General features: G+C 57.2%; 22 protein-coding genes. 11 read left to right on the top strand and 11 right to left on the bottom strand.

Annotated elements, in window-relative coordinates:
• Positions 1–66: 66 nt before the first annotated feature.
• Positions 67–1,758 (top strand): AMP-binding protein, encoded by a 1,692-nt coding sequence (locus tag AR456_RS11145; protein WP_031206954.1) that lies wholly within the window; start codon positions 67–69, stop codon positions 1,756–1,758.
• A gap of 77 nt (positions 1,759–1,835) precedes the next feature.
• On the opposite strand, the gene AR456_RS11150 is transcribed toward AR456_RS11145, so the two are convergent.
• Entirely contained in the window at positions 1,836–2,414 is a 579-nt protein-coding gene (locus AR456_RS11150) for a hypoxanthine-guanine phosphoribosyltransferase (RefSeq protein WP_021817310.1), read from the bottom strand.
• A 20-nt stretch (positions 2,415–2,434) separates the two neighbouring features.
• Positions 2,435–3,448 carry a beta-N-acetylhexosaminidase gene (gene nagZ / locus AR456_RS11155; protein ID WP_021817309.1) on the bottom strand — a complete coding sequence of 338 codons (1,014 nt, stop codon included), beginning with the start codon at positions 3,446–3,448 and terminating at the stop codon, positions 2,435–2,437.
• 358 nt (positions 3,449–3,806) lie between these two features.
• Here nagZ and AR456_RS11160 point away from each other — a divergent pair, with 358 nt between their 5' ends.
• Genes AR456_RS11160 through AR456_RS11175 form a run of 4 tightly spaced genes read left to right on the top strand, consistent with a single transcriptional unit; the run spans position 3,807 to position 6,476 of the window.
• Positions 3,807–4,667: a prepilin peptidase gene (locus AR456_RS11160; protein WP_236995500.1), complete on the top strand. Its 861-nt coding sequence runs from the start codon at positions 3,807–3,809 to the stop codon at positions 4,665–4,667.
• 38 nt (positions 4,668–4,705) lie between these two features.
• Entirely contained in the window at positions 4,706–5,329 is a 624-nt protein-coding gene (gene coaE, locus AR456_RS11165; RefSeq protein WP_021817306.1) for a dephospho-CoA kinase, read from the top strand.
• 45 nt (positions 5,330–5,374) lie between these two features.
• Positions 5,375–5,611, top strand: a complete 237-nt coding sequence (yacG, locus tag AR456_RS11170; RefSeq protein WP_021817305.1) for a DNA gyrase inhibitor YacG — start codon at positions 5,375–5,377, stop codon at positions 5,609–5,611.
• Positions 5,604–6,476 (top strand): hypothetical protein, encoded by an 873-nt coding sequence (locus AR456_RS11175; protein ID WP_021817304.1) that lies wholly within the window; start codon positions 5,604–5,606, stop codon positions 6,474–6,476. The genes yacG and AR456_RS11175 overlap by 8 nt, the downstream gene beginning before the upstream one ends.
• Before the next feature lie 50 nt (positions 6,477–6,526).
• Here the strand turns inward: AR456_RS11175 and AR456_RS11180 are convergent, their stop codons facing one another.
• Entirely contained in the window at positions 6,527–6,838 is a 312-nt protein-coding gene (locus tag AR456_RS11180) for a hypothetical protein (RefSeq protein ID WP_031206951.1), read from the bottom strand.
• Positions 6,839–7,194: 356 nt separating this feature from the next.
• On the opposite strand from AR456_RS11180, the gene AR456_RS11185 reads away from it, so the two are divergent.
• Positions 7,195–8,001 (top strand): helix-turn-helix domain-containing protein, encoded by an 807-nt coding sequence (locus AR456_RS11185; RefSeq protein ID WP_021817302.1) that lies wholly within the window; start codon positions 7,195–7,197, stop codon positions 7,999–8,001.
• A 308-nt stretch (positions 8,002–8,309) separates the two neighbouring features.
• Here AR456_RS11185 and AR456_RS11190 read toward each other — a convergent pair whose 3' ends face one another.
• Positions 8,310–8,687 (bottom strand): histone-like nucleoid-structuring protein, MvaT/MvaU family, encoded by a 378-nt coding sequence (locus AR456_RS11190; RefSeq protein WP_021817301.1) that lies wholly within the window; start codon positions 8,685–8,687, stop codon positions 8,310–8,312.
• 252 nt (positions 8,688–8,939) lie between these two features.
• Between AR456_RS11190 and AR456_RS21410 the strand changes: the two genes are divergently transcribed.
• Positions 8,940–9,167, top strand: coding sequence for a hypothetical protein (locus AR456_RS21410; RefSeq protein ID WP_031206949.1), 228 nt, complete (start codon positions 8,940–8,942; stop codon positions 9,165–9,167).
• A gap of 16 nt (positions 9,168–9,183) precedes the next feature.
• Here AR456_RS21410 and rpsA read toward each other — a convergent pair whose 3' ends face one another.
• The 7 genes from rpsA to AR456_RS11225 form a co-directional block, all read right to left on the bottom strand.
• A complete protein-coding gene (gene rpsA, locus AR456_RS11195; RefSeq protein WP_021817300.1) occupies positions 9,184–10,860 on the bottom strand; it encodes a 30S ribosomal protein S1 in 1,677 nt (558 codons plus the stop codon).
• 211 nt (positions 10,861–11,071) lie between these two features.
• Complete coding sequence (cmk, locus tag AR456_RS11200) at positions 11,072–11,779, bottom strand: (d)CMP kinase (protein ID WP_021817299.1); 708 nt, start codon at positions 11,777–11,779, stop codon at positions 11,072–11,074.
• Entirely contained in the window at positions 11,776–14,061 is a 2,286-nt protein-coding gene (locus AR456_RS11205; RefSeq protein ID WP_021817298.1) for a bifunctional prephenate dehydrogenase/3-phosphoshikimate 1-carboxyvinyltransferase, read from the bottom strand. The genes cmk and AR456_RS11205 overlap by 4 nt, the downstream gene beginning before the upstream one ends.
• A gap of 2 nt (positions 14,062–14,063) precedes the next feature.
• On the bottom strand, positions 14,064–15,158 hold the full coding sequence (gene pheA / locus AR456_RS11210; protein WP_021817297.1) for a prephenate dehydratase: 1,095 nt from the start codon (positions 15,156–15,158) through the stop codon (positions 14,064–14,066).
• 2 nt (positions 15,159–15,160) lie between these two features.
• Complete coding sequence (serC, locus tag AR456_RS11215; RefSeq protein ID WP_021817296.1) at positions 15,161–16,264, bottom strand: 3-phosphoserine/phosphohydroxythreonine transaminase; 1,104 nt, start codon at positions 16,262–16,264, stop codon at positions 15,161–15,163.
• Between the two features lie 82 nt (positions 16,265–16,346).
• Entirely contained in the window at positions 16,347–19,112 is a 2,766-nt protein-coding gene (gyrA, locus tag AR456_RS11220; RefSeq protein WP_021817295.1) for a DNA gyrase subunit A, read from the bottom strand.
• A gap of 116 nt (positions 19,113–19,228) precedes the next feature.
• Complete coding sequence (locus tag AR456_RS11225; RefSeq protein ID WP_021817294.1) at positions 19,229–19,666, bottom strand: acyl-CoA thioesterase; 438 nt, start codon at positions 19,664–19,666, stop codon at positions 19,229–19,231.
• A gap of 307 nt (positions 19,667–19,973) precedes the next feature.
• Here AR456_RS11225 and AR456_RS11230 point away from each other — a divergent pair, with 307 nt between their 5' ends.
• From AR456_RS11230 to AR456_RS11250, 4 genes are all read left to right on the top strand, one after another.
• The gene (locus tag AR456_RS11230; RefSeq protein ID WP_021817292.1) at positions 19,974–20,924 is read left to right on the top strand and encodes a recombination-associated protein RdgC; all 951 of its coding nucleotides are present in this window, start codon (positions 19,974–19,976) and stop codon (positions 20,922–20,924) included.
• A complete protein-coding gene (locus tag AR456_RS11235; RefSeq protein ID WP_021817291.1) occupies positions 20,921–22,096 on the top strand; it encodes a 1-acyl-sn-glycerol-3-phosphate acyltransferase in 1,176 nt (391 codons plus the stop codon). The genes AR456_RS11230 and AR456_RS11235 overlap by 4 nt, the downstream gene beginning before the upstream one ends.
• Positions 22,097–22,489: 393 nt before the next feature.
• Positions 22,490–23,206, top strand: a complete 717-nt coding sequence (locus AR456_RS11245; protein WP_417935317.1) for a transglutaminase-like cysteine peptidase — start codon at positions 22,490–22,492, stop codon at positions 23,204–23,206.
• A gap of 38 nt (positions 23,207–23,244) precedes the next feature.
• Entirely contained in the window at positions 23,245–25,149 is a 1,905-nt protein-coding gene (locus tag AR456_RS11250) for an EAL domain-containing protein (RefSeq protein WP_021817288.1), read from the top strand.
• Positions 25,150–25,192: the final 43 nt, after the last annotated feature.

Below are 25,192 nucleotides of genomic sequence, written 5' to 3' on the forward strand. Positions count from 1 at the left end.
CCAGGATTCACCCAAGAGCAATTGATTTCCGACAACGACTCATCCAACAACAATTCGAGAACCCGCATGACACGCCAGACGCCCCCTCTCAGCTATGTCAGTGGTACCAGTGACCTTCCACTCAAAGGTCAGACCATTGGTGATTGTTTCGATGATACTGCGGAACGCTTCGCTGAACGCGAAGCGCTGGTCAGCCGACATCAAGGACTGCGATACCGCTGGCGAGAACTTCAAACTGAAGTCAATCGAGTCGCTTGCGCCCTGCTGGCAATGGGCGTGCGCAAGGGAGATCGCGTCGGTATCTGGTCACCCAACTGCGCGGAATGGGCGCTGACGCAGTTCGCGACCGCCAAGGTCGGCGCGGTGCTGGTCAACATCAATCCCAGCTACCGCACTCACGAGCTGGAATATGCGTTGAAACAATCCGGCACCTCAACGCTGATACTGCAGGGCGAGTTCAAGAGCTCCAACTATGTCGGCACCCTGGCGGAGCTGGCACCGGAACTGAAGCGTTCACGTACGGCGGCGCCCCTGAAACTGGCCGGTCTGCCGGACCTCAAGCGGGTCATTTGTCTCGATGCCACCCGCACCCTGCCTGGCATGCTCAGTTGGGAGCGCATGCTGGAGCGCTCCGGTGAGGTCAGTCTCGACGAACTGGCGGATGTTCAATCCGGTCTGCAATTCGACGACCCGATCAATATCCAGTACACCTCCGGCACCACCGGTGCGCCCAAGGGCGCAACTCTCTCTCACCACAATATTCTCAATAACGGCCTGTTCGTCGCACGAGCCATGAAGCTCACCGAGCATGACCGTATGGTCATACCGGTACCGCTCTATCACTGTTTCGGTATGGTCATGGGCAATCTGGGCTGCCTGACCCACGGCGCCACCATGATCTATCCCGCCGCAGGGTTCACCCCGGAGTCCACGCTACAGGCGGTATCCGAAGAGAAAGCCACTGCGTTGTATGGCGTGCCGACGATGTTCATCGCCGAACTCGAGCATCCCGACTTCGAACACCACAATCTCTCAACCCTGCGTACCGGTATCATGGCCGGCTCGATCTGCCCGATAGAAGTGATGCGCAAGGTCATCGAGCGAATGCATATGCAGGAAGTCACCATCTGCTATGGCATGACCGAAACCAGCCCGGTCAGCTTCCAGACCACGACCGATGCGCCCCTCGACAAGCGGGTCACCACCGTCGGCACTATCCATCCGCATCTCGAGGTCAAGTTGGTCAGCCCCGACAGCGGTGCAGCGGTTGTACGCGGCGAAACCGGAGAGTTGTGTACACGCGGCTACAGCGTGATGCTGGGCTATTGGAACAACGAGGCCGCTACCGCTCAGGCAATTGATGAATCCGGCTGGATGCACACCGGCGACCTCGCGACCATGGATGAAGAGGGCTATGTGACCATTGTCGGTCGTATCAAGGACATGATCATTCGCGGCGGTGAGAACATCTACCCACGTGAGATCGAGGACTTTCTCTACACCCACCCAGCTATCTCCGACGTCCAGATCATCGGCGTACCGGACGAGAAGTATGGTGAGGAAGTCATGGCATGGGTGAAGCTGTCGGAAGGTGAACAGCTGGATGAGGAAGCACTCAAGGAATTCTGTGCAGGCAAGATTGCCCACTACAAGGTTCCACGCTATGTGAAGTTCGTCGAAGAGTTTCCGATGACCGTTACCGGCAAGATCCAGAAGTTCAAGATGCGTAATCAGGCAACCGAAGAGCTGGGTCTGTAGAAAAGCAGCGAGCTACGAGCCGCGAACGCTCGTAGCTCGTAGCTCGTAGCTCGTAGCTCGTAGCCGAAGATTCTCCCCTACATTCCCTTCGGTGCAAAGATCCCCGGCGCGTTGCGCCAGTAACCCTTGTAGTCCATGCCGAAGCCGAAGACGTAACGATCTTCGACCTCGAGACTACAGTAATCAGCCTTGAGCCCAGGAACGGCCTTGCGATCGTGTGTCTTGTCGACCAGTACGGCGGTGGAGACGCTGCGTGCACCAGCCTCGCGACAGTACTCGAGGATGGCTGCCAGAGTGGCGCCTTCGTCGAAGATGTCGTCAACGATCACCACATGGCGGCCCGCCATGGGAATCTCTGGTGACACTCGCCAGAACAGCTCTCCACCACGGGTCTTGCCGCGGTAACGCGTGGCATGCAAGTAATCCACCTCCAACGGGAAACCCAACCGCGGCAGCAGATGCCCCGTGGTAATCAGGCCTCCATTCATCACGCAGTAGAAGACCGGTAGCTTATCGCCAAGATCGCGAGTGATCTCGTCGGCCATGCGATCCAACGCCAACTCGACCTCATCATGGTCGATCAGGCAGTCGGCGTTATCCATGACTTCGCGCATATCATCCAGCGAAGCACTATGAATGGGGTCCAGTTTAGGCATGGGAAATCACTCTAACAGGTTCAATCAGTATTCATGGCTTCCAGGTGCGCATGCACCCGGCGCCAGCGCGACAACGCAGTCAGCGCGTCGAGATCCGGTCTTGCCCGCGCGTAGCGCAGGCGTGCAGCACGTCGGCTGGTCATGCCTTCACAGGCCTCCAGCACCTTCAGCGCTGCTGGACGGTCATTACAGATCAGTGCCATATCACAGCCAGCATCAAGGGCTGCAAGAGCACGCTCAGCAGGTCCTCCTGCGACATGCGCTCCGGCCATGCTCAGATCGTCGGAGAAGATGACACCCTTGAAACCAAGGCTCTCCCTGAGCATACCCAGCCAGGACCGCGAGAAACCGGCAGGACGGGAATCGAAGGCGGGGAAGACAACATGAGCCGGCATCACACCATCAAGATGACCAGCCAGTTGGGTGAATGGCACCAGGTCATACTGACGCAGCGTATCAAGATCCCGTTCATCCACCGCTACACCATGGTGAGTATCGACATTCACTCCACCGTGACCGGGGAAATGCTTGCCAACTGCCACCATTCCGGCTTCGTGCAGGCCTGTGATAAAGGCTCCTGCCATGGCAGCCACGGCCTGTGGGTCGGCCGAGAAGCTCCGGTTACCGACCACTGAACAGAGTCCACGATCGATATCCAGTACCGGAGCAAAGCTCAGGTCCAGGCCACAGGCTGCCATTTCCATACCCAGCAACCAACCGGTATCCTGGCAAAGGCGTAGCGTCACTTCAGGCGCCTGCTCGAATTGCTGGGCGATGCGGGCCATCGGTGGGATGCGGGTAACGCCTTTCTTCAGGCGCTGCACTCGACCGCCTTCCTGGTCAATTGCCAACAGCAGATCGGGACGAATCTCGCGAATGGTCTGACAGAGCTCTCTCACCTGCACCGCATGCTCGGTATTGCGCGCAAAGAGGATTACGCCACCTACCGCTGGATGCTGGAGCAGGTCCCGCTCATCAGCCATCAGTTCGGTGCCAGCGAGATCTATCATCACCGGTCCAAGCGTCTGGGTCATGTCGCCTACCTGATCGGAAAAGGGAAAAGATTCTAGACTAAAGTCATTCACAGCGACAGCCTGGCTCATCATGCCGGCAGCATGGCCAGTCTCTCACCGATACCTTATCGGCGCATCATGCTCCGCGACACCCCGACATGGACCGACACCTCGACATTCTCTGAGGTCAATATCGGCCATATCAACCAGCGAAGCAACGCAACGTCGGTACTCGTGCAATTGCCTGATCCAGAGCATTGGCGTCATGCCGACCAGCAGGAAACTGCACTAGAATATCCCGCCTGGCATCACCGCATGGTTTCACCCTATCGGAATGCCCTCAAGGATGAACAGGGCTGCAACAGGCAGGAGCCTACTCGTGTATCGCGATCCTGACACTATCACCACATTACCTCTGGCCCTTGTCGCATTGGCTGGCCTTTGCCTGGGTAGCTTTCTTACCGTAGTGATCGAACGGCTACCGAGAATACTGGCACGCCAATGGCGTAGCGATGCGTTGGTCATAGCTGGGCGACTCCCAGCAACCGAAGCACCTCTGTCGCTGGTTCGCCCAGCCTCTCACTGCCCACGATGCCAACAATCCATAGCCTGGCACGACAACATTCCCGTGCTTGGCTGGCTCAAGCGACGAGGCCGTTGCGCCCATTGTCGAGCTTCGATAAGCCCGCTGTACCCTACCATCGAGCTTTCTGCCGCCGTTCTGACGGTCGCGATCATCTACACCCAGGGGCTATCGGGGTCGAGCATCATGCTGGTCGGGGCAGCACTGACGCTGCTGGCTCTGGCAGCGATCGACCTCCGTACTCAACTGCTGCCGGATATTCTCACCCTGCCGCTGCTATGGGCTGGATTGATATACCAGCTGTTGATCGCACCCGACATGCTTGAATCTGCCGTTATCGGCGCCATAGTGGGTTATGGCGCCATGTGGTGTATCTCCATGCTGTACCTCCTGGTCACGAGACATGAAGGCATGGGCCACGGTGACTTCAAACTGACAGCGGCGCTGGGCGCCTGGCTGGGTTGGGAGATGTTGCCACTGGTCATGCTGATCGCGGCTGGTACAGGCGCCGTCTGCGGGCTGCTGAGTCATGCTCTATCCCCGGATCTACGCGGCAAGCCTTTGCCTTTTGGCCCGTGGCTGGCTTTAGCGGGCTGGTGTGGCCTGATCGCGGGTGACACACTAATGTCGAGCTATCTTTCACTATTCCAGCCATGAGAGCACACCGCAGGGCTGAGCAACGAGGACACACTGGTATGATCGTAGGGCTGACAGGGGGCATTGCCTCAGGCAAGTCCACAGTGGCAAGCGCCTTCGGCGAACTCGGCATTGGTTGGGTGGATGCTGACCAGATTGCTCGCGAGGTCGTCGCGCCCGGCGAGCCGGCGCTGGCCGAGATCATGGCTCGCCATGGGCCTGCCATCGTCGATACCTCCGGCAATCTCGACCGAGCTGCACTGCGTGCCATCATTTTCGCTGATGAACAAGAGCGGCGCTGGCTGGAGAGCATCACCCACCCACACATTCGCGAGCGCCTGCACCAGCGTCTCGAGGAACTTCAGCAGAAGTCGTCAGCCTATGTGCTGCTGGTCTCGCCACTGCTGTTCGAATCCGGCCAGGCGGGTATGGTCGACCGCTGTCTGGTGATCGATGTCCCGGAAAGCGTGCAGATAGCCCGCACCTGCGAGCGCGACGGTGTTGATGAGGGCCAGGCCAGAGCCATTGTCTCCGCCCAGATGTCGCGTACTGAACGCCTATCCCGTGCCGACGATGTCATCGTCAATGATGGCGATATGACAGCGCTCAACGAACAGGTTCGAGCACTGGATCGTCGTTATCGCCAGGCGCTGATGGCATCGGCTTTGCCCAAAACGCCGTAATCTGGCATCCTGGCGCCTGAGTGTTGAATCCTACCGAGAGATTTCATGAACCAAACCGACCAGAAGCGCCCCCTGGAAGTCGCCTGCCCACAGTGCAGGAAGAAGGTTCAGTGGCGCGAGGACAATCCCTGGCGTCCCTTCTGCAGCGAACGCTGTCGCTTGATCGACCTGGGTGCATGGGCCGACGGTTCTCATCGCATCGCTGGCGAACCCGCCATGGATGAGACCAGCATCGATGAATGGGTAGCCCGTGCAGAGCGAGATATGAACAGGGATGACTGACGACACCTCGTATCGCCTGCTGGCCGAACTGGAACATTGCTTCGACCACATCATCGAAGGCGTGGAACGCCTGGTAGATTACTGGTCCACTGCGGATTTACCAGGCTGGGCCTTCAATGCAGATCATGCAAATGCAGATTGGCTCCGGCAGGCGTTGCTGGATGTCTGGTACCAGGACGGCCAGGATGGCCGCTCCACCAGCAGTCATGTGGGTATCATCGGTGCCGATGAAACCACCATGCGGCTGGTTGAAGAGCTCAATACCCTCAAGGAACGCTTCGCCCGTATCGCCGCAGAGATTCGCCAACAAAACCCTCAGCGCATTTCTGAGCTCAAGGCCATACTGCCCTTTCGTCACCCTCACCTGCACACTCATCTCAAGGGCTCCGGCCTGGCACGTCTTCACCTCAAGCAATGCTGGCGGAGCATTCCGCTAGCCGACGCACCGCTGACGCGGGTGCGTCTCGCCTGGTACAGCAGCGGCCGCTCCATTACCCGCCTGAGTGTTGCCGAGGCCGAGAAGCGTCTTCTCGCGCTCGACAGTGATGCCGTCCACGTCCGTATACAGCTGCAACGGCTGGCAGGCATTCCTGCTTCGGAACCCCTGGCTCAAGTACAACGGCAAGCTCCCTTGATGCGCGCCAACCTGTTCTATCGAGAGCCGCTGAAGGATGGACGCACCCGGCGCGCCATGAACGTCGCCTTACCGTTGTTTGTGCCCTGCCCCGACAAGCGGCTACCCGATCACAACATGCCACCACTACGCCCGCCCAGCGAACGACAGCGAGCGCGTCGCAGCGATGAGCGTCTGGAAGAAGATCCCTTCCTGCCCAGTCTGCGAATCTTTCGCTACCGCTCATATTGAGTTGGCCTGCAGCGGCTACAAAAGCTGCTCGCGATTAGACTTAAGGGGACTCACGACCGTCCCCGACGCTCCGCTTCGATCACCCGCAGCAGGTCACACGCACCACGTGGAGATTGAGCATACTCAGCCATCAAGCTACTCAATTGCTCTCTAAACTCCGCATCTCGTGCTTCCTGTGCTCGCTGCGCCTCTTCGCGCTCCAGTTCTTCGACAGAGCGCAACGGTGGGCTATCAGGAGCATCCTCAAGCTTGACCGAGCCATCCAGCCCTTTCAGCGCCTCAGCGAATGCATCATCCAACTCACGGAATTTACGTAGCTTTTCACGTTCATCCATAGGCTTGGAAGTATTGTTCTGTCTCATTTGTTACCGGCCGTAAGTGACAAGAAAAAAGCGAAAAAATTGATCATTTTCGACTCTTCACCTTTGAAAAATAACATCATTTAAACGTTTTTTCATGATTTTCAATGCAGTATCGTACACCACCCTTCTAATTCTTTGTGCACAATCGATCAAATCGGCACATTGAACTTGCCTTCAACACGCCCTACACTGCATAACTAAGTAACAGCATGTATCAGAAAGAAACAGATCGAATCACCTTTTCTTGATCAACGCGGGGCAGGATCGCTCCCCATACCAGCCACCAGTGAAGCATTCGGGTCGAAAGGCCAACCAACTCCAATAAAGCATGCCACTGGTTCAGGGAGATACGACATATGTTCAATGAAATGATGCGCGCCGAAATCTGGCTGCAGGAAACTCTGGACAGTCAACTCAGCATTGAAGACCTGGCCACACGCATGGGCTATTCATCGTCACAAGTACGCAGACGCTTTCGTCAGTCCTTCGGTATTTCTCCCAGCGCCTATCGCGATATGCTGCGGCTGGAGAAGGCTGCCCGCCTACTGATCCATACACCTCATGGTGTACATGATATCGCAAGGCGTTGCGGATATCGCAATCATTCTGCCTTTACGCGTGCCTTCCAGCGCCGCTATCACGTAGCACCCCGTGAGTATCGCCAGAATCAGCGACTGGAACTGTATCGTCACCGGCACAACCTACCGCACTTCTCTGTCAAGATGATCGACCTGCCGTTGCGTAGAGCGGCCGTCACGCGCCTCTATCAGCCACCGGAAATCATCGAGAACCTGGACAACTGGGAACGCAATGCTGATGGCGCTTATGACCTGCCAGCTCGAATCAGCAATGCCGCGCCCATCGCAATTCTTCACGATCATCCATTGGCAAGCGAATCACCGCGCATCGACCTGGGCGTACTGGTTGAAGAGGAACACGCGCATCGTCTGGCCCTGCCTTTACCGTTCCGCCTGGTAGTATTACCAGCTCAACGGTATGCATCCATTTCGATCGAGGACAGTTCGCACCTCACCAGCGCCATGCTGTTCATGGCCTGTCGCAGCCTGTCTGAACATGGCGTCTACCTCAGTGGAGAGGCGCCTCAGCTGATCAAGGGAAAGTACGAGCTCGAACTACGACTCCCTCTTCTTGAGGACGATTGAGCAGCGCAACGAATACATAGTTTGACCCATCAATGGCCGCAGTGGCAACTCTGCGGCCATTGTCTTGCACATTTGCCTCTTCTTTCGCTAATCCATTAAACACGAAGCCTCAGCCTCGCAACCTGCTTGTAAACGTGTCGGCAGAAATCAGCTCATCCAACTCAGGTCTTGTATGCAACATACGAGATCCTGAATTGAGGGGACCAAAAAACAACCCGCCGGTGATGGTATCACCGACGGGTTTTGACACACGCAAAGCTAAAGGCGCGCTTAGCTACTCATCAACGCGTGCTATTCATCAACGCGTGTTACTCTTCAACGCGTACCAGCCATGACTCGACGGTATCACTATCAAACTCTTCCTTCCACGCCTTGAGAGTCTTGTGGTTACCACCACGAGTCTCAACCACTTCACCCGTGTTGGGGTTCTTGTAGATCTTCAGCTTGCGCTTGCGGCGACCACCGGCAGACGCCGGTGCAGCCTTGGTGCTGGCAGCAGGCTTCGGATCGAGTAGAGCAATAACATCAGCTGGGCTCTTTTCGAACTTTGTCATCAATGCTTCAAGCTTGCTCTTGAACTCGAGCTCGCTCTTGAGACGATCATCGTTCTGTAGCTTTTCCAGCTGGGCTTGAACCTGCTTGAGCTGCTGCTCAAGCTGTACGTAGTCATTCAAGATTGAAGACATGAAAGTTACCTTGAATTATGATTTTGAGGATGCGCGCATCATTATTACTTCTGAAGTTGAAACTCGCAACTACTATAGCAATTTTATAATAGCAGTACTGCCGCAAATACTTTGCAATACCCACAAATAGCCATCATGAGCAACCCAGAAAGAGAGAAAAGACTTCTCATTTCGGTGCAGAATTATCATTGAGCGCCACGTTGCGTAGAACTTACAGGAGTAGTGTGCAGCACAATAGCTTCCGGAGGATGCATGGTGCAGGAGCCTGGCGAGAAAGCATACAGTGGCGGAAAATATGACTGCGAAATCACTCAACCACTAAAAATAAACACAGAAAAACAAATGCTCACAAAACAAAACACTAGCCAGACAATATCCAACAACGATGGCGGTGCAAACAAGACTACGCGCGAGTCCACTATAAACAGCTATAAACAGAAACGCCGCCCTGATGGGCGGCGCTTCTGCGGTCAGCGATGACCAACGGGTATCAGGATCAGTCCTGGCCCATCTGCTGCTTGATCAAGTCACCGATGGTGGTCGGACCACCAACTTCAGATTCCTGATCACGCAACTTGGTCATGTTACGACGAGTATCGTCCTGATCCTTGGCCTTGACGGACAAGGAAATCTGGCGGCTCTTGCGATCCACACTTACGATACGCGCTTCAACAGCATCGCCTTCGTTCAGGACGTTGCGAGCATCTTCAACGCGGTCAGCGCTGATCTCGGACGCCTTGAGCACGGCAATGACGTCAGTAGCCAGCTCAACATGAGCTTCCTTGGCATCAACTTCAACAACGCGGCCGGTAACAATAGCGCCCTTGTCGTTTACAGCAAGGAACTCAGCGACCGGATCGGTATCAAGCTGCTTGACGCCCAGAGAGATGCGCTCACGCTCCGGATCGATGGACAGGATGACGGCTTCAGCTTCGTCGCCCTTCTTGAAGGAGCGCACGGCTTCTTCACCGGTATCTGTCCAGGAGATATCGGACAGGTGAACCAGACCGTCGATGCCACCGTCGAGACCGATGAAGATACCAAAGTCAGTGATCGACTTGATGGTACCGGAAACACGGTCACCCTTGTTGAACTGAGCGTTGAAGGTTTCCCACGGGTTGGCAGTGCACTGCTTGATACCCAGGGAAATACGACGACGCTCTTCGTCGATATCCAGAATCATGACGTCCACATCGTCGCCCACCTGGACAACCTTGGACGGATGGATGTTCTTGTTGGTCCAGTCCATTTCTGAAACGTGAACCAGACCCTCGACACCCTCTTCCAGCTCGGCAAAGCAGCCGTAGTCGGTGAGGTTGGTGACGCGAGCGTGCACCTTGGTGCCTTCCGGGTAGCGACCCTTGATGTTGACCCACGGATCTTCGCCCAGCTGCTTGAGACCCAGAGACACACGATTGCGCTCACGGTCAAACTTCAGCACCTTGACAGAGATCTCGTCACCAACAGCAACGATTTCGCTCGGATGCTTGATGCGCTTCCAGGCCATATCGGTGATGTGCAGCAGGCCGTCAACGCCGCCCAGATCAACAAAGGCACCGTAGTCGGTCAGGTTCTTGACGATACCGAGAATCTGCTGACCTTCCTGCAGAGTCGCCAGCAGCGCCTCACGCTCTGCACTGTTCTCGGCTTCGAGAACGGCACGACGAGAAACGACAACATTGTTGCGTTTCGGATCGAGCTTGATGACCTTGAAGTCCAGTTCCTTGTTCTCCAGGTGCGCGGTGTCGCGAACCGGACGAACGTCTACCAGAGAGCCAGGCAAGAAGGCACGGATGGAGTCGACGTCGACAGTGAAGCCGCCCTTGACCTTGCCGTTGATCACGCCCTTGACGATCTCTTCCTTCTCGAAGGCAGCTTCCAGTACCTTCCACGCTTCGGCACGCTTGGCCTTCTCGCGGGACAGGCGGGTTTCACCAAAGCCGTCTTCCACAGCTTCGAGGGCAACGTGCACCTCATCACCAATGGCGATGTTCAGCTCACCATTATCGTCGCGGAATTGCGCGGCGGGGATCTGACCTTCGGACTTCAGGCCGGCATTGACGGTAACCCAGTCACCTTCGATGTCGACAACAGTTGCCGGGACGATGGCGCCCGGTTCCATGTTGATGTCCTGGAGAGACTGTTCAAACAGTTCAGCAAAGCTTTCGCTCATGATGTTCCTACGTGATCAACGTTGAGTGCGGCAGGGCCGCTTCTCCGCACCACCAGCAAGTGCGGGCCATTTCCGATAACCCCCGGGGATGTTGACACTGGTTAGACCTGACCGTGTTTTTCCTGGTTTTTTCAATAACCTGGCTTTTCAACAAGCCATTCATCAACTCGGCCACGTCTTGACATCTTGCCGGGGACTCCGCAAGCGAAGTTCAGGTGACGTTTGCCAGTCCCTTCTGGACCAGCAACCGGGTCAGCTGTTCCACCACTTCCGGTATGCTCAGGTTAGTGGTGTCGAGCTCGATGGCATCATCGGCCGGCACCAGCGGAGCCACGCTACGCTGCGTATCGCGAGCATCGCGTGCCTGAATCTCCTTTAAAAGACTCGGTAGACTAGCATCCAGGCCAGCCTCTCGCAACTGTATATGACGCCGCCTTGCCCTTTCCTCGGCACTGGCGGTGAGGAATATCTTCAGCGGGGCATCCTTGAAAACCACCGTGCCCATATCACGACCATCGGCCACCAGCCCCGGCGGCTGACAGAAGTCGCGCTGACGCTGCAGCAACGCCGAGCGCACTTCGCCCAAGGCGGCGACCCGAGATGCACAATCACCGATCTGCTCGGTACGAATGTCATTGGTGACCACTTCACCTTCCAGCTCAATGACCGCATGCCCCTGATCAACGCGAAACACCACATCCAGTTGGGCAGCAATTCCGGCGAGACTCGGCTCATCATCCAGCGCCACCCCCTTGCGCAGCGCGGCAAGCGCCGTCAAGCGATAGAGGCTACCGCTATCCAGCAGGTGCCAGCCCAGACGCTCCGCAATCAGGCGGCTGATGGTGCCCTTTCCAGCACCACCAGGACCATCGATAGCCAGCACCGGTGCAGCAGAGGTCGTCAGGGACTGTACCGTCATTCCAACTCCTCACGTACCTCATCGAGGCTCAACCCGACACGACGTGCCAACTCCACAAACCCCGGAAATGAAGTAGCAACATTGGCGCAGTCGTCCACCTCGATCGGTGCACTCGCACGCAACCCGGCAATGGTAAAGGCCATGGCGATACGGTGATCTTCATGACTCTGCACACGGCCACCACCGTAGTTCGGCGCCTCACCGCCCTTGCCGACGATATCGATGCCATCATCGAACAGAGTATTCTCGATTCCGAGGATCGTCATGCCATCCGCCATCGACTGCAGACGGTCCGACTCCTTGACGCGCAGCTCTTCGGCTCCTCGCAGACGTGTCACCCCTTCGGCATTGGCCGCGGCAATGAACAGCGCCGGGAATTCGTCAATCGCCAACGGCACTTGATCGGTGGGTATCTCAATCCCCTTCAATGGAGCATAGCGGATATGCAGGTCAGCCACCGGCTCGCCCCCCACTTCACGCGAGTTCTCCATGCGCAGATCCGCGCCCATCGCCTTGAGGATATTGATCACCCCGATACGGGTCGGATTGAGACCAACATGCTCCAGCACCAGGTCTGAACCAGGCGTAATGGCCGCAGCGACCAGGAAGAAAGTCGCTGACGAGATATCCGACGGCACATCGATCGGCGCAGCGGTCAGCTTGCCACCGCCCTGCAGCCAACAGGTATCGCCCTCACGCTCAACCCGGTAACCGAAGCCATTGAGCATGCGCTCGGTATGATCACGGGTCGGGGCTGGCTCACGCACACGCGTTTCACCCGCGGCGTACATGCCGGCGAGCAGCAGACAGGATTTGACCTGAGCACTGGCCATCGGCATGTCGTAATCGAGTCCTCTGAGCGGCTGGCCACCCTTGATTCTCAGTGGTGGGCGGCCACCCTCGGCCGTTTCGACCACCGCGCCCATTTCACGCAGCGGATCAGCAACTCGGCCCATGGGCCGACGCGTCAGCGAAGTATCACCGGTCAGTTCCGTATCGAAGGCCTGCCCCGCAAGCAAACCGGCAAACAAACGCATGGCGGTGCCGGCATTGCCCACGTACAGAGGCCCGGAAGGCTGCTGAAGACCATGCATACCAACGCCATGGATCACCACGCGCCCTTGATGAGGGCCTTCAATGGCAACGCCCATTTCACGAAAGGCTTGCAGTGTCGCCAGACTGTCTTCACCTTCCAGGAAGCCAGTAACTTCGGTGACGCCTTCACTCAAGGCGCCCAGCATGATCGAACGATGTGAAATCGACTTGTCTCCCGGCACGCGAATGCGTCCAGAAACACTGCCGCCCGGAGCGACGCGGTAGCGCAAGCTGTTGTTGTCCTGCATCTGATATTCCGCCTGATAACTGGTCTGATTGAGCAAGGATTCGAAGTAATGCCGAGCATGACGCGCACGATCGAAAGTCGCCAGCATGTCATCGCCATCTCCGTGCGTCACTGCCTGACGCAGCCGCTTGAGCCCAAGCTCGAAGTCATCCAGAGCATCAAGCACGGCCTCTCGGTTGGCGGTAAAGACATCGCGCCACATGACCGGATCGCTCCCGGCAATCCGGGTAAAGTCACGAAACCCTCCCGCAGCATAGCGGAAGATTTCCAGCCGCTCGTCCTGTCTGGCGAGCGTATCCACCAGCGAGAACGCCAGCAGATGGGGTAAGTGGCTGGTCCGCGCCAACACTTGATCATGGCGCTCGACATCCATGCTCAGTACTTCGGCACCGGCCAGCTGCCACATTGCCGAGACACGCTGCAGCGCATCGGCTTCAGTGTTGGCACAGGGAGTGAGGATGACCTTGTGGCTCTGATAGAGCTCGGCGTCCGATGCCGCCACGCCACTCTTCTCCGAACCAGCGATCGGGTGCCCAAGCACCAGGCGCGGCGGCAAGCTGCCAAACGCTTCAATGGCAATATCCCGCACCGCGGCCTTGGTACTACCGACATCGGTGATCACGGCCCGCTCTGCCAGTTGAGGCAGATATCGGGACAACTCCTGCATGACGGTGCGCATTGCCAGCACCGGCACCGCAAGTACGATCAGCGTTGCCCCCTCTACTACCTCGGAGAGGCAAGTGGCGCCAGCGTCAACCAACCCCATCTCGATACCGCGCTGGATCTCATCTTGATTGGGGTCACAAGCCAGAATAACGCTGTTGTCATCCTGACCGACACCGGCCGCCCGCAGAGCGGCGGCCAGCGAGCCACCAATCAGGCCAAGACCAACGACGAGGATCCGCGATGCTGCAGGTAAGCTCAGGTCTTGCCTCACCATCCTTACAACACACCCTGGGGATAGGAACCCAGCACCTTGAGCTCTGACGCCCGCAGCCTGACTTCTTCGAGCAATGCGGCAACGCGCGGCTCATCGACATGCCCGGCAAAGTCGATGAAGAACACATAGTTCCAGACTCCGGTACGAGATGGGCGAGTCTCGAGACGCGTCAGGTCGATCTGGTGACGATGAAATGGCTCAAGCAGATCGTGCAGCGCACCCGGCTGGTTGCGCATCGCCACCACCAGCGAGGTCTTGTCGGTCCCTGACATCGGCACCTGCTGATTGCCGATGATCAGGAAGCGCGTGGAGTTGTCCGGACGATCCTCTATCTTCTCGGCAAGATGCTTCAGGCCGTAAAGCTTGGCAGCCATGTCGCCGGCAATCGCCGCGCTATGCCACTCCGACTTGACCATCCGCGCCGCTTCGGCGTTGGACGATACCGGTACCCGCTCGGCGTGAGGGAAGTGCGCATCCAGCCATTTGCGGCACTGGGCGAAGGACTGCGGATGCGAATAGATCCGCGAGACCTTGTCCTTGAGCGTGGTGTCCGACACCAGCAGGTGATGGTGGATACGCAGCACCACCTCTCCGCAGATATGCAGCGAAGAGTCCATGAACGAGTCCAGCGTATGGTTGATCACGCCTTCGGTGGAGTTCTCGACCGGCACCACACCATAGTTGACCGCACCCGCTTCTACCTCACGGAAGACCTCGTCGATGGCCGCCATCGGCAGACTGATGGCACTGTCGCCGAAGTGCTTGAGTGACGCCTGCTGAGTGAAGGTGCCCTCCGGCCCGAGATAGGCCACCTTGATCGGCTGTTCAAGCGCCAGACAGGCCGACATGATCTCGCGGAACAGGCGCGCCATTTCTTCACTATCCAGCGGCCCCTGATTCATCTCCATCACCCGGCGCAGCACCTGGGCTTCGCGTTCAGGACGATAGAATACCGCGTCGGGGTCCGACGCTGTCTTGGTTTCCGCCACCTGGCGTGCACATTCGGCACGCTCGCTGATGAGGCGCAGAATATCGCTATCGATCTCGTCGATACGGTTCCGCAAGCCTCCCAGGCCCTGCTTGTTCGATTCACTCATGATCAGCCCCGCCGCTGCTCAAAGTCATTCATGAACGCTACCAATGCATCCACCGCAGCTTCCGGCACCGCGTTGTAGATGCTGGCACGCATACCGCCCACACTACGATGCCCCTTGAGATTCAATAGCCCCGCCTGTTCAGCCTCGACAAGAAAATCGCTGTCGAGGCGACTGTCAGCCAGCACAAAAGGCACGTTCATGCGCGAGCGATTGATGGGGGCTATCGGGTTACTGTAGAGAGCGCTACCATCAATGGCAGCATAGAGCTTGTCGGACTTACGCTGATTGATGGCATCCATGGCGTCGAGGCCACCGACATCATTCTTCAGCCAGTCAAAAACCAACCCCGCCAGATACCAGCTGTAAGTGGCAGGCGTATTGATCATCGACCCCGCCTCGGCCAGTTGACGGTAGCTGAACAGGGTTGGCATATCGTCACGCGCACGATCCAGCAGATCTTCGCGGACAATCACCACCACCAGCCCTGCGGGACCAATGTTCTTCTGGGCACCGGCGTAGATAACCCCATAACGCGAAACGTCCAGCGGCGCCGACAGGATCGACGAGGAAAGGTCCGCGACCAACGGTACTTCAATACCATCTTCACGCTGAGTGTGGGGCAGATAATCGAAGGCCAGGCCTCCAATGGTCTCGTTGGGCGTGAAATGCAGATAAGCTGCGTCACTGGACAAGGCAATGTCCTGCTGACGAGGTACTGCCACATGTCCGCTCTCGGCACTGGATGCCGCGACATGCGCGGCACCAAACAGATGCCGCGCCTCCTGGATAGCTTTCTTGCCCCAGATGCCGGTTTCAATGAAATTGGCCGTGCCACCCGGACCAAGAAGGTTCCAGGGCACGGCAGCAAACTGCTGAGTCGCCCCGCCCTGGGTAAACAGAATTCGGTAGTTGCTCGGTACGTTCAGCAACTCACGCAAATCGGCCTCGGCCTTCTCGGCAATCGCCACGTACTCGTCAGAGCGGTGGCTCATTTCCATTACCGAAAGACCACGCCCCTGGTAATCGAGCATTTCCTCACGGGCCCTTTCGAGCACCGCCGTCGGCAGAGCTGCTGGCCCCGCACAGAAATTGTAGTGACGCGTCATGGGTGTCCAGTGTCCTTCACTGATTGTCTATACTCGCGCCCCCGGCAACCTATCGACCGCAGCCGGGGACGCGGGACACGAATTATTCTTCGTTATCGTTACCGCTGCCTTCCGCAGCATCATCGTCGGCCTGAGACTCGCCGCTCGAATTGTCTCCAGCATCGGTGTTGCCTGCACCATTCTCGATGTCGCCACCGTCGACAGTCTCGCCATCAACCTCAGCGACAACATCTTCCTCATCGAGCTCTTCAATACGCACGGTCTTGACCAGAGACTCCGCCTCACCCAGACGAATCAACATCACGCCCTGGGTGTTACGCGAAGTGATCGAAACTTCACCAACCCGTGTGCGCACCAGAGTGCCACGGTCGGTAATCAGCATCATCTCGTCGCTGGAGTAAACCTGCATGGCAGCGACCATTGATCCATTACGCTCGCTGGTCTGTATGGCAATAACTCCCTGACCACCACGACCTCGTAGCGGGAATTCCTCGAGACGAGTCCGCTTGCCATAGCCATTCTCGCTCGCGGTGAGGATATAGATCTGATCGTCGCTGGAAGTGCCCTGCTCGACGGCAACGGCCTCTTCTTCGCCAGCGTCAGCATCGGCATCGATTTCACGGCTCTGCGGAATGATCAAGCTGATGACTTCCGCTCCGCCCAACAGACGCATGCCTCGTACACCGCGTGCGGTACGACCCATGGCACGAACCTGAGTTTCCTCGAAGCGAATCGCCTTGCCGTTGGAAGACAGCAGCATGGCGTGATCGCTACCGGAAGTAATGGCTGCGCCTATCAGACGATCGCCTTCTTCCAGGTCGATGGCAATCAGGCCCACGCTACGCGGACGTGAGAACTGCTCAAGGCTGGTACGCTTAACGGTACCGCTCGCGGTCGCGAAGAAGATGTAACAGTTGGGATCATACTCATTGACCGGCAGGATGGCGTTGATCGACTCACCTTCCTCCAGCGGCAGCATATTGACCAGCGGCTTGCCACGCGAACCGCGGCTGGCCGCCGGCATCTCATAGACCTTGAGCCAGTAGACCTTGCCACGATTGGAGAACAACAACACCGTGTCATGAGTCGAGGCCACCAGCAGGTGCTCGATGACATCCTCATCCTTCATCGAGGTCGCCGATTTGCCACGACCACCACGGCGCTGCGCCTGGTAATCCGACAACGGCTGGGTCTTGGCATAACCACTGCGCGAGACCGTCACCACCATGTCTTCCTCGGCGATCAGGTCTTCGATCGACAGGTCGAGACGGCTGGCCTGAATTTCGGTGCGACGCTCATCTCCGTACTGATCACGAACCGCTTCCAGTTCTTCACGGATGACTTCGAGCAGACGCTCGGATGACGCCAGAATCGCCATCAGTTCGGCAATGGACTTCAGAATCGAAAGATACTCATCGAGCAGCTTTTCGGTTTCGAGTCCAGTCAAGCGGTGCAGACGCAGCTCGAGAATTGCCTGAGCCTGAGCCGGAGACAGACGATATTCGCTGCTGCCTTCCAACAGACCGTAACCTTCTTCCAGGTCCTCCGGCTTGCACGATGTCGCACCCGCACGCTCCAACATGTCAGTGACCTGGCCTGGCTGCCAACCGCGAGCCAGCAGCTTCTCCCTGGCCTCTGCCGCATTCGGCGAAGCCTTGATCAGCTCGATCACCTCATCGATGTTGGAGATCGCAACTGCCAAACCTTCAAGGATATGTCCACGCTCACGCGCCTTGCGTAATTCGAACAGGGTCCGGCGGGTAACGACTTCGCGGCGGTGACGAATGAACGCTTCAAGGACCTGCTTGAGGTTCATGGTCTTCGGCTCGCCATCCTCCAGCGCAACCATATTGATACCGAAGACGTTCTGCAGCTGAGTCTGGGCGAAGAGGTTGTTGACCACCACATCGCCACTCTCGCCACGCTTGACCTCGATCACCACACGCAAACCATCCTTGTCGGACTCGTCGCGCAGCTCGGCAATGCCGTCGATCTTCTTGTCCTTGACCAGCTCGGCGATCTTCTCGATCAGACGCGCCTTGTTTACCTGATAGGGAAGCTCGGTAACGATGATGTGATCGCGGCCACTCTTGTCGTCGTGCTCGATGGTATGACAGGCACGCACATAGATACGCCCACGCCCGGTGCGATAGGCATCGAGGATCCCGGCACGGCCATTGATGATACCCCCGGTCGGGAAGTCTGGCCCCGGGATGTATTCCATCAAGTCATCGACGGTCAGGGTGTAATCATCGATCAGCGCCAGGCAGCCGTTGATGATTTCCACCATGTTGTGCGGCGGGATATTGGTCGCCATGCCAACAGCGATGCCCGAGGAGCCATTGATCAGCAGGTTGGGCACGCGGGTCGGCAACACGTCAGGTATGCGTTCGGTGCCGTCGTAGTTGTCGACCCAATCGACGGTGTCCTTCTCCAGGTCGGCCAGCAGTTCGTGGGCCAGCCTCGCCATGCGCACCTCGGTGTAACGCATGGCAGCGGCATTATCGCCATCGATGGAACCGAAGTTGCCCTGGCCGTCGACCAGCACATGCCGCATGGAGAAGTTCTGCGCCATGCGCACGATGGTGTCGTATACCGCACTGTCGCCGTGTGGGTGATACTTACCAATTACGTCGCCCACGACACGGGCGGACTTCTTGTAGGGCTTGTTCCAGTCATTACTCAGCTCATGCATCGCGAACAGCACGCGACGATGAACTGGCTTGAGACCATCGCGTACGTCCGGTAACGCGCGGCCAATGATTACGCTCATCGCGTAATCGAGATACGACTGCTTGAGCTCGTCCTCGATATTGACTGGCAGAATCTCTCTGGCGATGTCACCCATGGGTCGTCAAGTCCTTTGCGCAGCAACAGGTAGGCGCGTCACAACATGGCAAGGCGCACAAATACAGCGCAATAGCATACCATCGATAGACGCCTCCGCGCAGCGTCCCTCATTACTTATGCAGACTGACTTTTCTGAGCAGCAACCAGCGCGCTCAACGACTCACGCAACGAGCCTTCGATAGTCATCGCACTGTTCTCAGCGACATTCAGCAGCACAAAGGTCAGAACCGCGCGGCAGACCCGTTGCTGGTCGCTGCGACGACGAATCTCCTGAACCATTTTCGCACTACGCGAGCCCACTTCAGCCAGCTGCGTTTCCACAACCAGATCATCTCCTGCGACCGCTGCAGCGCGATAATCGATATTGAGGTTGACCACCACAAAAGCAATCTGTCCATCCCGGAGCTGATCCATCAGTGCAGCATGGTGATCAAAGTAATCCCAACGCCCTTCCTCGAGAAACTCGAGATAGCGCGCGTGATTGACATGACCGTAGCCATCGAGGTGATAGCCACGTACGCGCAGTTCGATTGTTGTGATGTTGTCGTCCATCTGGAACGGTCCTTTCGTTTAATGAAGCCTGGTTTTATGAAGCCTGGTTTTATGAAGCCTGGTTTCATGAAGCATGGCTTTATGAAGCATGGCTTTATGAAGCAGCCCCACGATCAGGGCCCCTGCTCACAGTTGGCAGAGTAAGGTCGATCGGTCGCAATTTCAAACATACGTTTGACATCATGTTCACCACTTGAACCCCGCGCGACAGCATGCACGACCTTGGTTGTGTTCAGGCATTTCGCCACTGGAACCCATCGCCGCCATTGTCCATAATGTGCGTCCTTTCTGTACCGGGAAATGCTTCATGTGGTTCAAGCACTTGCATCTCTACCGCCTGCACGACGCCAGCAGCCTCGACAGTACCCAGCTGGAATCGGCTCTGGCCGACCAGGCATTTCGTCCACTAGGTGGCGCGGAAGCGCGTAGAATCGGCTGGACAACACCCGCGGGGCGGGCCGGCGTCCAGTACCTTCATGAACTGCAGGGACATCGGTTGATGACCGCACTGCGCCAGGAGCGCATCCTGCCGGCCTCTGTCGTTCGCGAGGAAGTCGATGAGCGTGTCGCCGAAATAGAAGCTCGGGAAAGCCGCAAACTGCGTCGTCAGGAAAAACAAGGCATCAAGGAGCAGGTCTATGAGGAACTGCTGCCGCGTGCATTCGTGCGCAGCCAGAAGACCGACCTCTGGTGGGACAGTCGACGCAATATGATTGCCATCAACACCTCAAGCAGAAAACGCGCCGAAGAGCTTCTCGACCTTCTGCGGGAGTCGCTGGGCAGCCTCAAGGTCACACCATTGGCAGCACAAACCTTGCCAATTCGAGCAATGACCACCTGGCTGACTGACCCCGCGGCACGTCCGGCTGATATGCTGCTTGGCGATCAGGTCGAGCTCAAGGCCAAGGGTGACGATGGAGTCCTGCGAGCACGTCAGGTCGACCTCGATAGTGATGATATCCAGCGTCTACTGGAAAGTGGTCGCCAGGCCAGCAAGCTGGCTCTGGGCCTCGAAGGCCGGCTGCGCTTTGTCCTGCACGACGACCTCGCCGTCAAGTCGCTGGCCTTTGACGATGCTCTCGTCGAAGAAGCCAACCAGACCGATGATGGTGATGATGCGATGGTGCGCATGGAAACCGATTTTCTACTGATGGCCCAGGCTCTCAGTGAAAGCGTTGACCGACTGATCGACTGGCTCGGGGGTGAGGCAACCAGTCACTCGAGCATGGATAACGTATCTCTTGCGGCAACATCATGACATCGACACATGACCCTATAAGCCAGGATCCCTGGCACGATATTCGCCCTTACCAGGACGATGAGGTGTCCGCCACCCTCACCCGACTGGCCGAGGACACTGAGCTGCTGGGTGCCCTGACCCGCTACCGCTTGCCGCGCATGTCCCACATCATGCCGCGTACATCACGCGCCCTCGCCAGTTGGGTGATCAAGCGTGAGACTCGTGGTGTATGTACCGTACGCGATTTTCAGGGACGCATTGCCGCTTATATGCAACGCATGTTGCGCACTTCCACCGATAGTTTTCAGGTCGATGGGCTCGATAAACTGGACAGCGATACCGCCTACCTGTTTATCGGCAACCACCGTGATATCTCGCTGGATCCGGCTTTCGTCAACTACGCACTGTATCTCGCTGGTCGTGATACCGTACGCATTGCCATCGGCGACAACCTGCTGAAAAAGCCTTACGTCACCGATCTGATGCGGCTCAACAAGAGCTTTATCGTCCCACGTAGCGCTCGTGGCAAGCGTGCCATGCTGACCGCCTATCTCAATCTATCCAGTTACATTCGCCACTCGATCTGCAGCGATAACCACTCGATCTGGATGGCCCAACGCGAGGGCCGAGCCAAGGATGGTATCGATTGCACCGATCCAGCAATCATCAAGATGATGACCATGGCCCACCGTGCCGACAACCGTCAGGCCCCGCTCGGTGAGGGCATCAAGGAGCTGCGTCTGGTACCGGTGTCGATCAGCTACGAGTACGACCCCTGCGATGTGCAGAAGGCACGTGAGCTCAAGGCGGTCAATGAGGAAGGTGAGTACCGCAAGAGCGAATTCGAGGACATCAGCTCTATTGTCGCCGGCATCACCGGCCACAAGGGCCGCGTACACCTGCGTTTCGGCACCCCGCTGGGTAACGAGTTCGAGACTCCAGAACAGGTTGCCGAGGAAATTGACCGCCAGGTGCTTGGTGGCTACCACCTGTTTCCCAGTCATTATCTGGCTCTCGAGGCGCTCGGCACCCATCCCGAACTACTCGATATGAGCGAAGTGACTGATGCCGACCGTACCCGCTTCACGCAGCGGCTCGCTGAAGTTCCAGAAGCCCTTCGCTGCTGGTGGTTGTCGCAGTATGCCAATCCGGTCATCAACTGCTCACGCACTCACCACAGTTCACAATAAAAGGCGGCCTTGATAACGACTCTGCCAGAAACCCACCGTATCGCCTCCGGTAACTGCACTTTCCACATGGACGCGGAAAGTGCGATGTTCTCCACAACCAATAGCTCCCAGCAACCAATAGCCCCAGTATCAAATACCCCGCCAGTCAACGCAGTTTTTCCGCGCAACGCCTCCGTGCTCATCCCGCTCCCGGCCACCCCCTCAGCCGCCTGGCACCCGTCAGTTGACACCAGTCTGGATGTGACGCGCGAACCTTTATGATCGATCATTGTTGGTGTCAACCCACAAGGCCTGGATGACCATGTCCTCGAGTCGTTGTATGTTGACCAGAGCATGCCGCCTCAGGCATTCCAGATGCATATAATGATTACAACCAAATAGGCTACGCGGGCCATGAAGGACATTCGCGCCATGCTTGCCATGGCGGCGCGAACAAGAATTCACGATATCTGGCGCCCGCTGGTTGCCGGTATCGTCATGCTGCTGATGTTCATCGGCTTTTCAAGCCACAGCCAGGCAGCTATCGATGTCGTGCGCCTGCGTCAGGTGATGCAGGCCGAGTATGGCAGTGTCGGCGAGTCCATCATCAACCAATGGCTGGCATTGATCGAGCGTCTACGCGGCGAGGATATTGCAACGCAGCTACATGAAGTAAACGATTTCTTCAACGACAACATGCGCTGGCTAGAGGACCACACTATCTGGGGCGAAAGCGATTACTGGGCAACTCCCGCCGAGGCTCTCGGCCGAGGCGCAGGCGATTGCGAGGATTTCTCGATCGCCAAGTACATGACGCTGAAGGAACTCGGCACCCCCATCGACAAGTTACGCATGATCTATGTCCGCGCACGCATCGGGCGTAGCGCGATCAGCCAGGCGCATATGGTACTTGGCTACTACGAAACCCCTGCCTCGGAACCTCTGATCCTCGACAACCTTGTCACCACCATCAGACGTGCAGGGCAAAGAAACGATCTGGATCCACTGTTCAGCTTCAATGGTAGCGGCCTCTGGGCCGGTGCCTCGACTCAATCCAGAGCAGACCCCATGGCCCGCCTATCACGTTGGCGTAGTGTCATCGAACGCATGCAGCGTCAGGGAATCAATTAACCACTGGGCACGTGCATCAGCAGTCAAGGGAACACTTCATGTCACTTGTAAAACAACTCTGGCTGGCTATATCTGCAGTACTCCTGCTCGCCTTTGGCGGCAGCCTACTGGTCGCAATGACCAGTAGCCGCGCTTATCTCGAGCAGGAAGTAGGCATCAAGAATGCAGACAATGCCAACGCTCTGGCATTGGCGATGACGCAATTGCCCAAGGATGAAGTTACCCTCGAACTGCTGGTTTCCGCACAATTCGATACGGGGCACTACCGCGAAATCAAACTCACCGATATTTCCGGTGACATGATCGTCCGTCGTACCGCAAACGAAATCGATCCACAGGTACCAGCCTGGTTCAGTGCAATCGTCGCTTTCGATGTACCGCCCGGAGAAGCTGTGATACAGGACGGGTGGCGGCAATACGGCATCGTGACTCTGCATAGCCAGCACGACTACGCTTATGTGTCACTGTGGCAAAGTGCGTTACGCATGGCCGCCTGGTTCGCCGCAGCAGGCATGATCAGCATGGTCATTGCCTATATCATTGTTCGTCGAATTCGCGACCCCTTACGTTCGGTCACTCGTCAGGCCAACGATATCAGCCAGCGCCGATTCACCACCTCCCCGCTGCCTCACACCCTGGAGCTTCGCGAGGTATCGAACGCCATGAACCGACTCTCGGCCAGCGTTCGTCAAATGCTTGAACGAGAGAGTGAGCAGATTGAACGCCTGCGCCGTCAGCTATTGCACGACTCGACCACTGGTGCGATGACACGCGAGGCCTTTATCGATCGCCTCACCTTCCAACTGGCTCAGGAGGACGGCACCAGTTACGGCTGCGTAGTCCTGGTCAGAGCCACAGATCTCGCTCGCATCAACGAACACCACGGCCACGCTTACACGGACCTGTTACTTCAAGATCTCAGCAAACGGCTGAAGACTGTGGCCGAAGCACATGGCAATGGTCATGTTGGCCGGCTCAATGGCAGCGATTTTGCCCTACAGCTGTGTGGCAACGTCGACCAGGACTGGGCACTTGAGCGTATCGAAGACTCCCTGGGCGCCATGACATCCCAACACGTCCCACTCCTCAGTCTGCCTGCCGCCTTTGCCAACTATAGCTTTGGTGACGACCGCGCAAGTCTGCTGTCAAAACTGGATGGAGCGCTGTCGCTTGCGGAAAGTCGCGGCGGTAGAGGGATTGAGGTCTGTCGCGATACATCCTGCGTATCCCTGTACCAATCCCGAGCCGATTGGCGCGAAGCACTACTGGCAGCCATGGACCATGGCATCATGCTGGGCCAATACCCGGTGGTCGATAGCCAGCGGCAACTGCTGCATTTTGAGGCTCCAGCCCGCCTCAACCTCAAGGGACAATGGCACCAGTCGAGTACTTTCATGCCATGGATTTCGCGCCTGCGCCTACATGATGACCTCGACCTGAAGGTGCTCGATGAAGCACTGAAAACCATCAACAACCATCAGCAACCTCTGGGAATAAACCTGTCCCACGAGTCAGTCATGTATCCAAACCTGATACTAATGATGCAGCAGCGCCTCAGTACCAATCCAGAGGCTGCAACCAGACTGTGGATCGAAGTGCCGGAATCGATTGCACGTATGGATGTCGAGGGCTTACGTTACCTCTGCCAGACGCTAAGGCCATTCGGCTGTCATGTGGGCATCGAACATGTCGGAGCTGCCTTCCGCCAGTTGGGAGATCTTCAGGACCTTGGGCTCTCCTACATCAAACTGGATGCCACTCTGACCAATGGCGTCAGCCAAAGCCCTGAGCAGCAGACCATCCTGCGGGGCATGGCAACGCTATGTCACTCTCTGGCAATACTGGCGATTGCCGAAGGCGTACAGAATGAGGACGACATTGAGACACTGTTCGAGATCGGTCTCGATGGCGTCACAGGACCTGCCGTTAGCCGTATGCCGTAAGTCCCTGGGTATCGAGCGACGAGCTGTCAAGCACCACCCCCAA

Origin of the sequence: Halomonas huangheensis, assembly GCF_001431725.1 — a bacterium.
GTDB classification, from domain to species: Bacteria; Pseudomonadota; Gammaproteobacteria; order Pseudomonadales; family Halomonadaceae; genus Halomonas; species Halomonas huangheensis.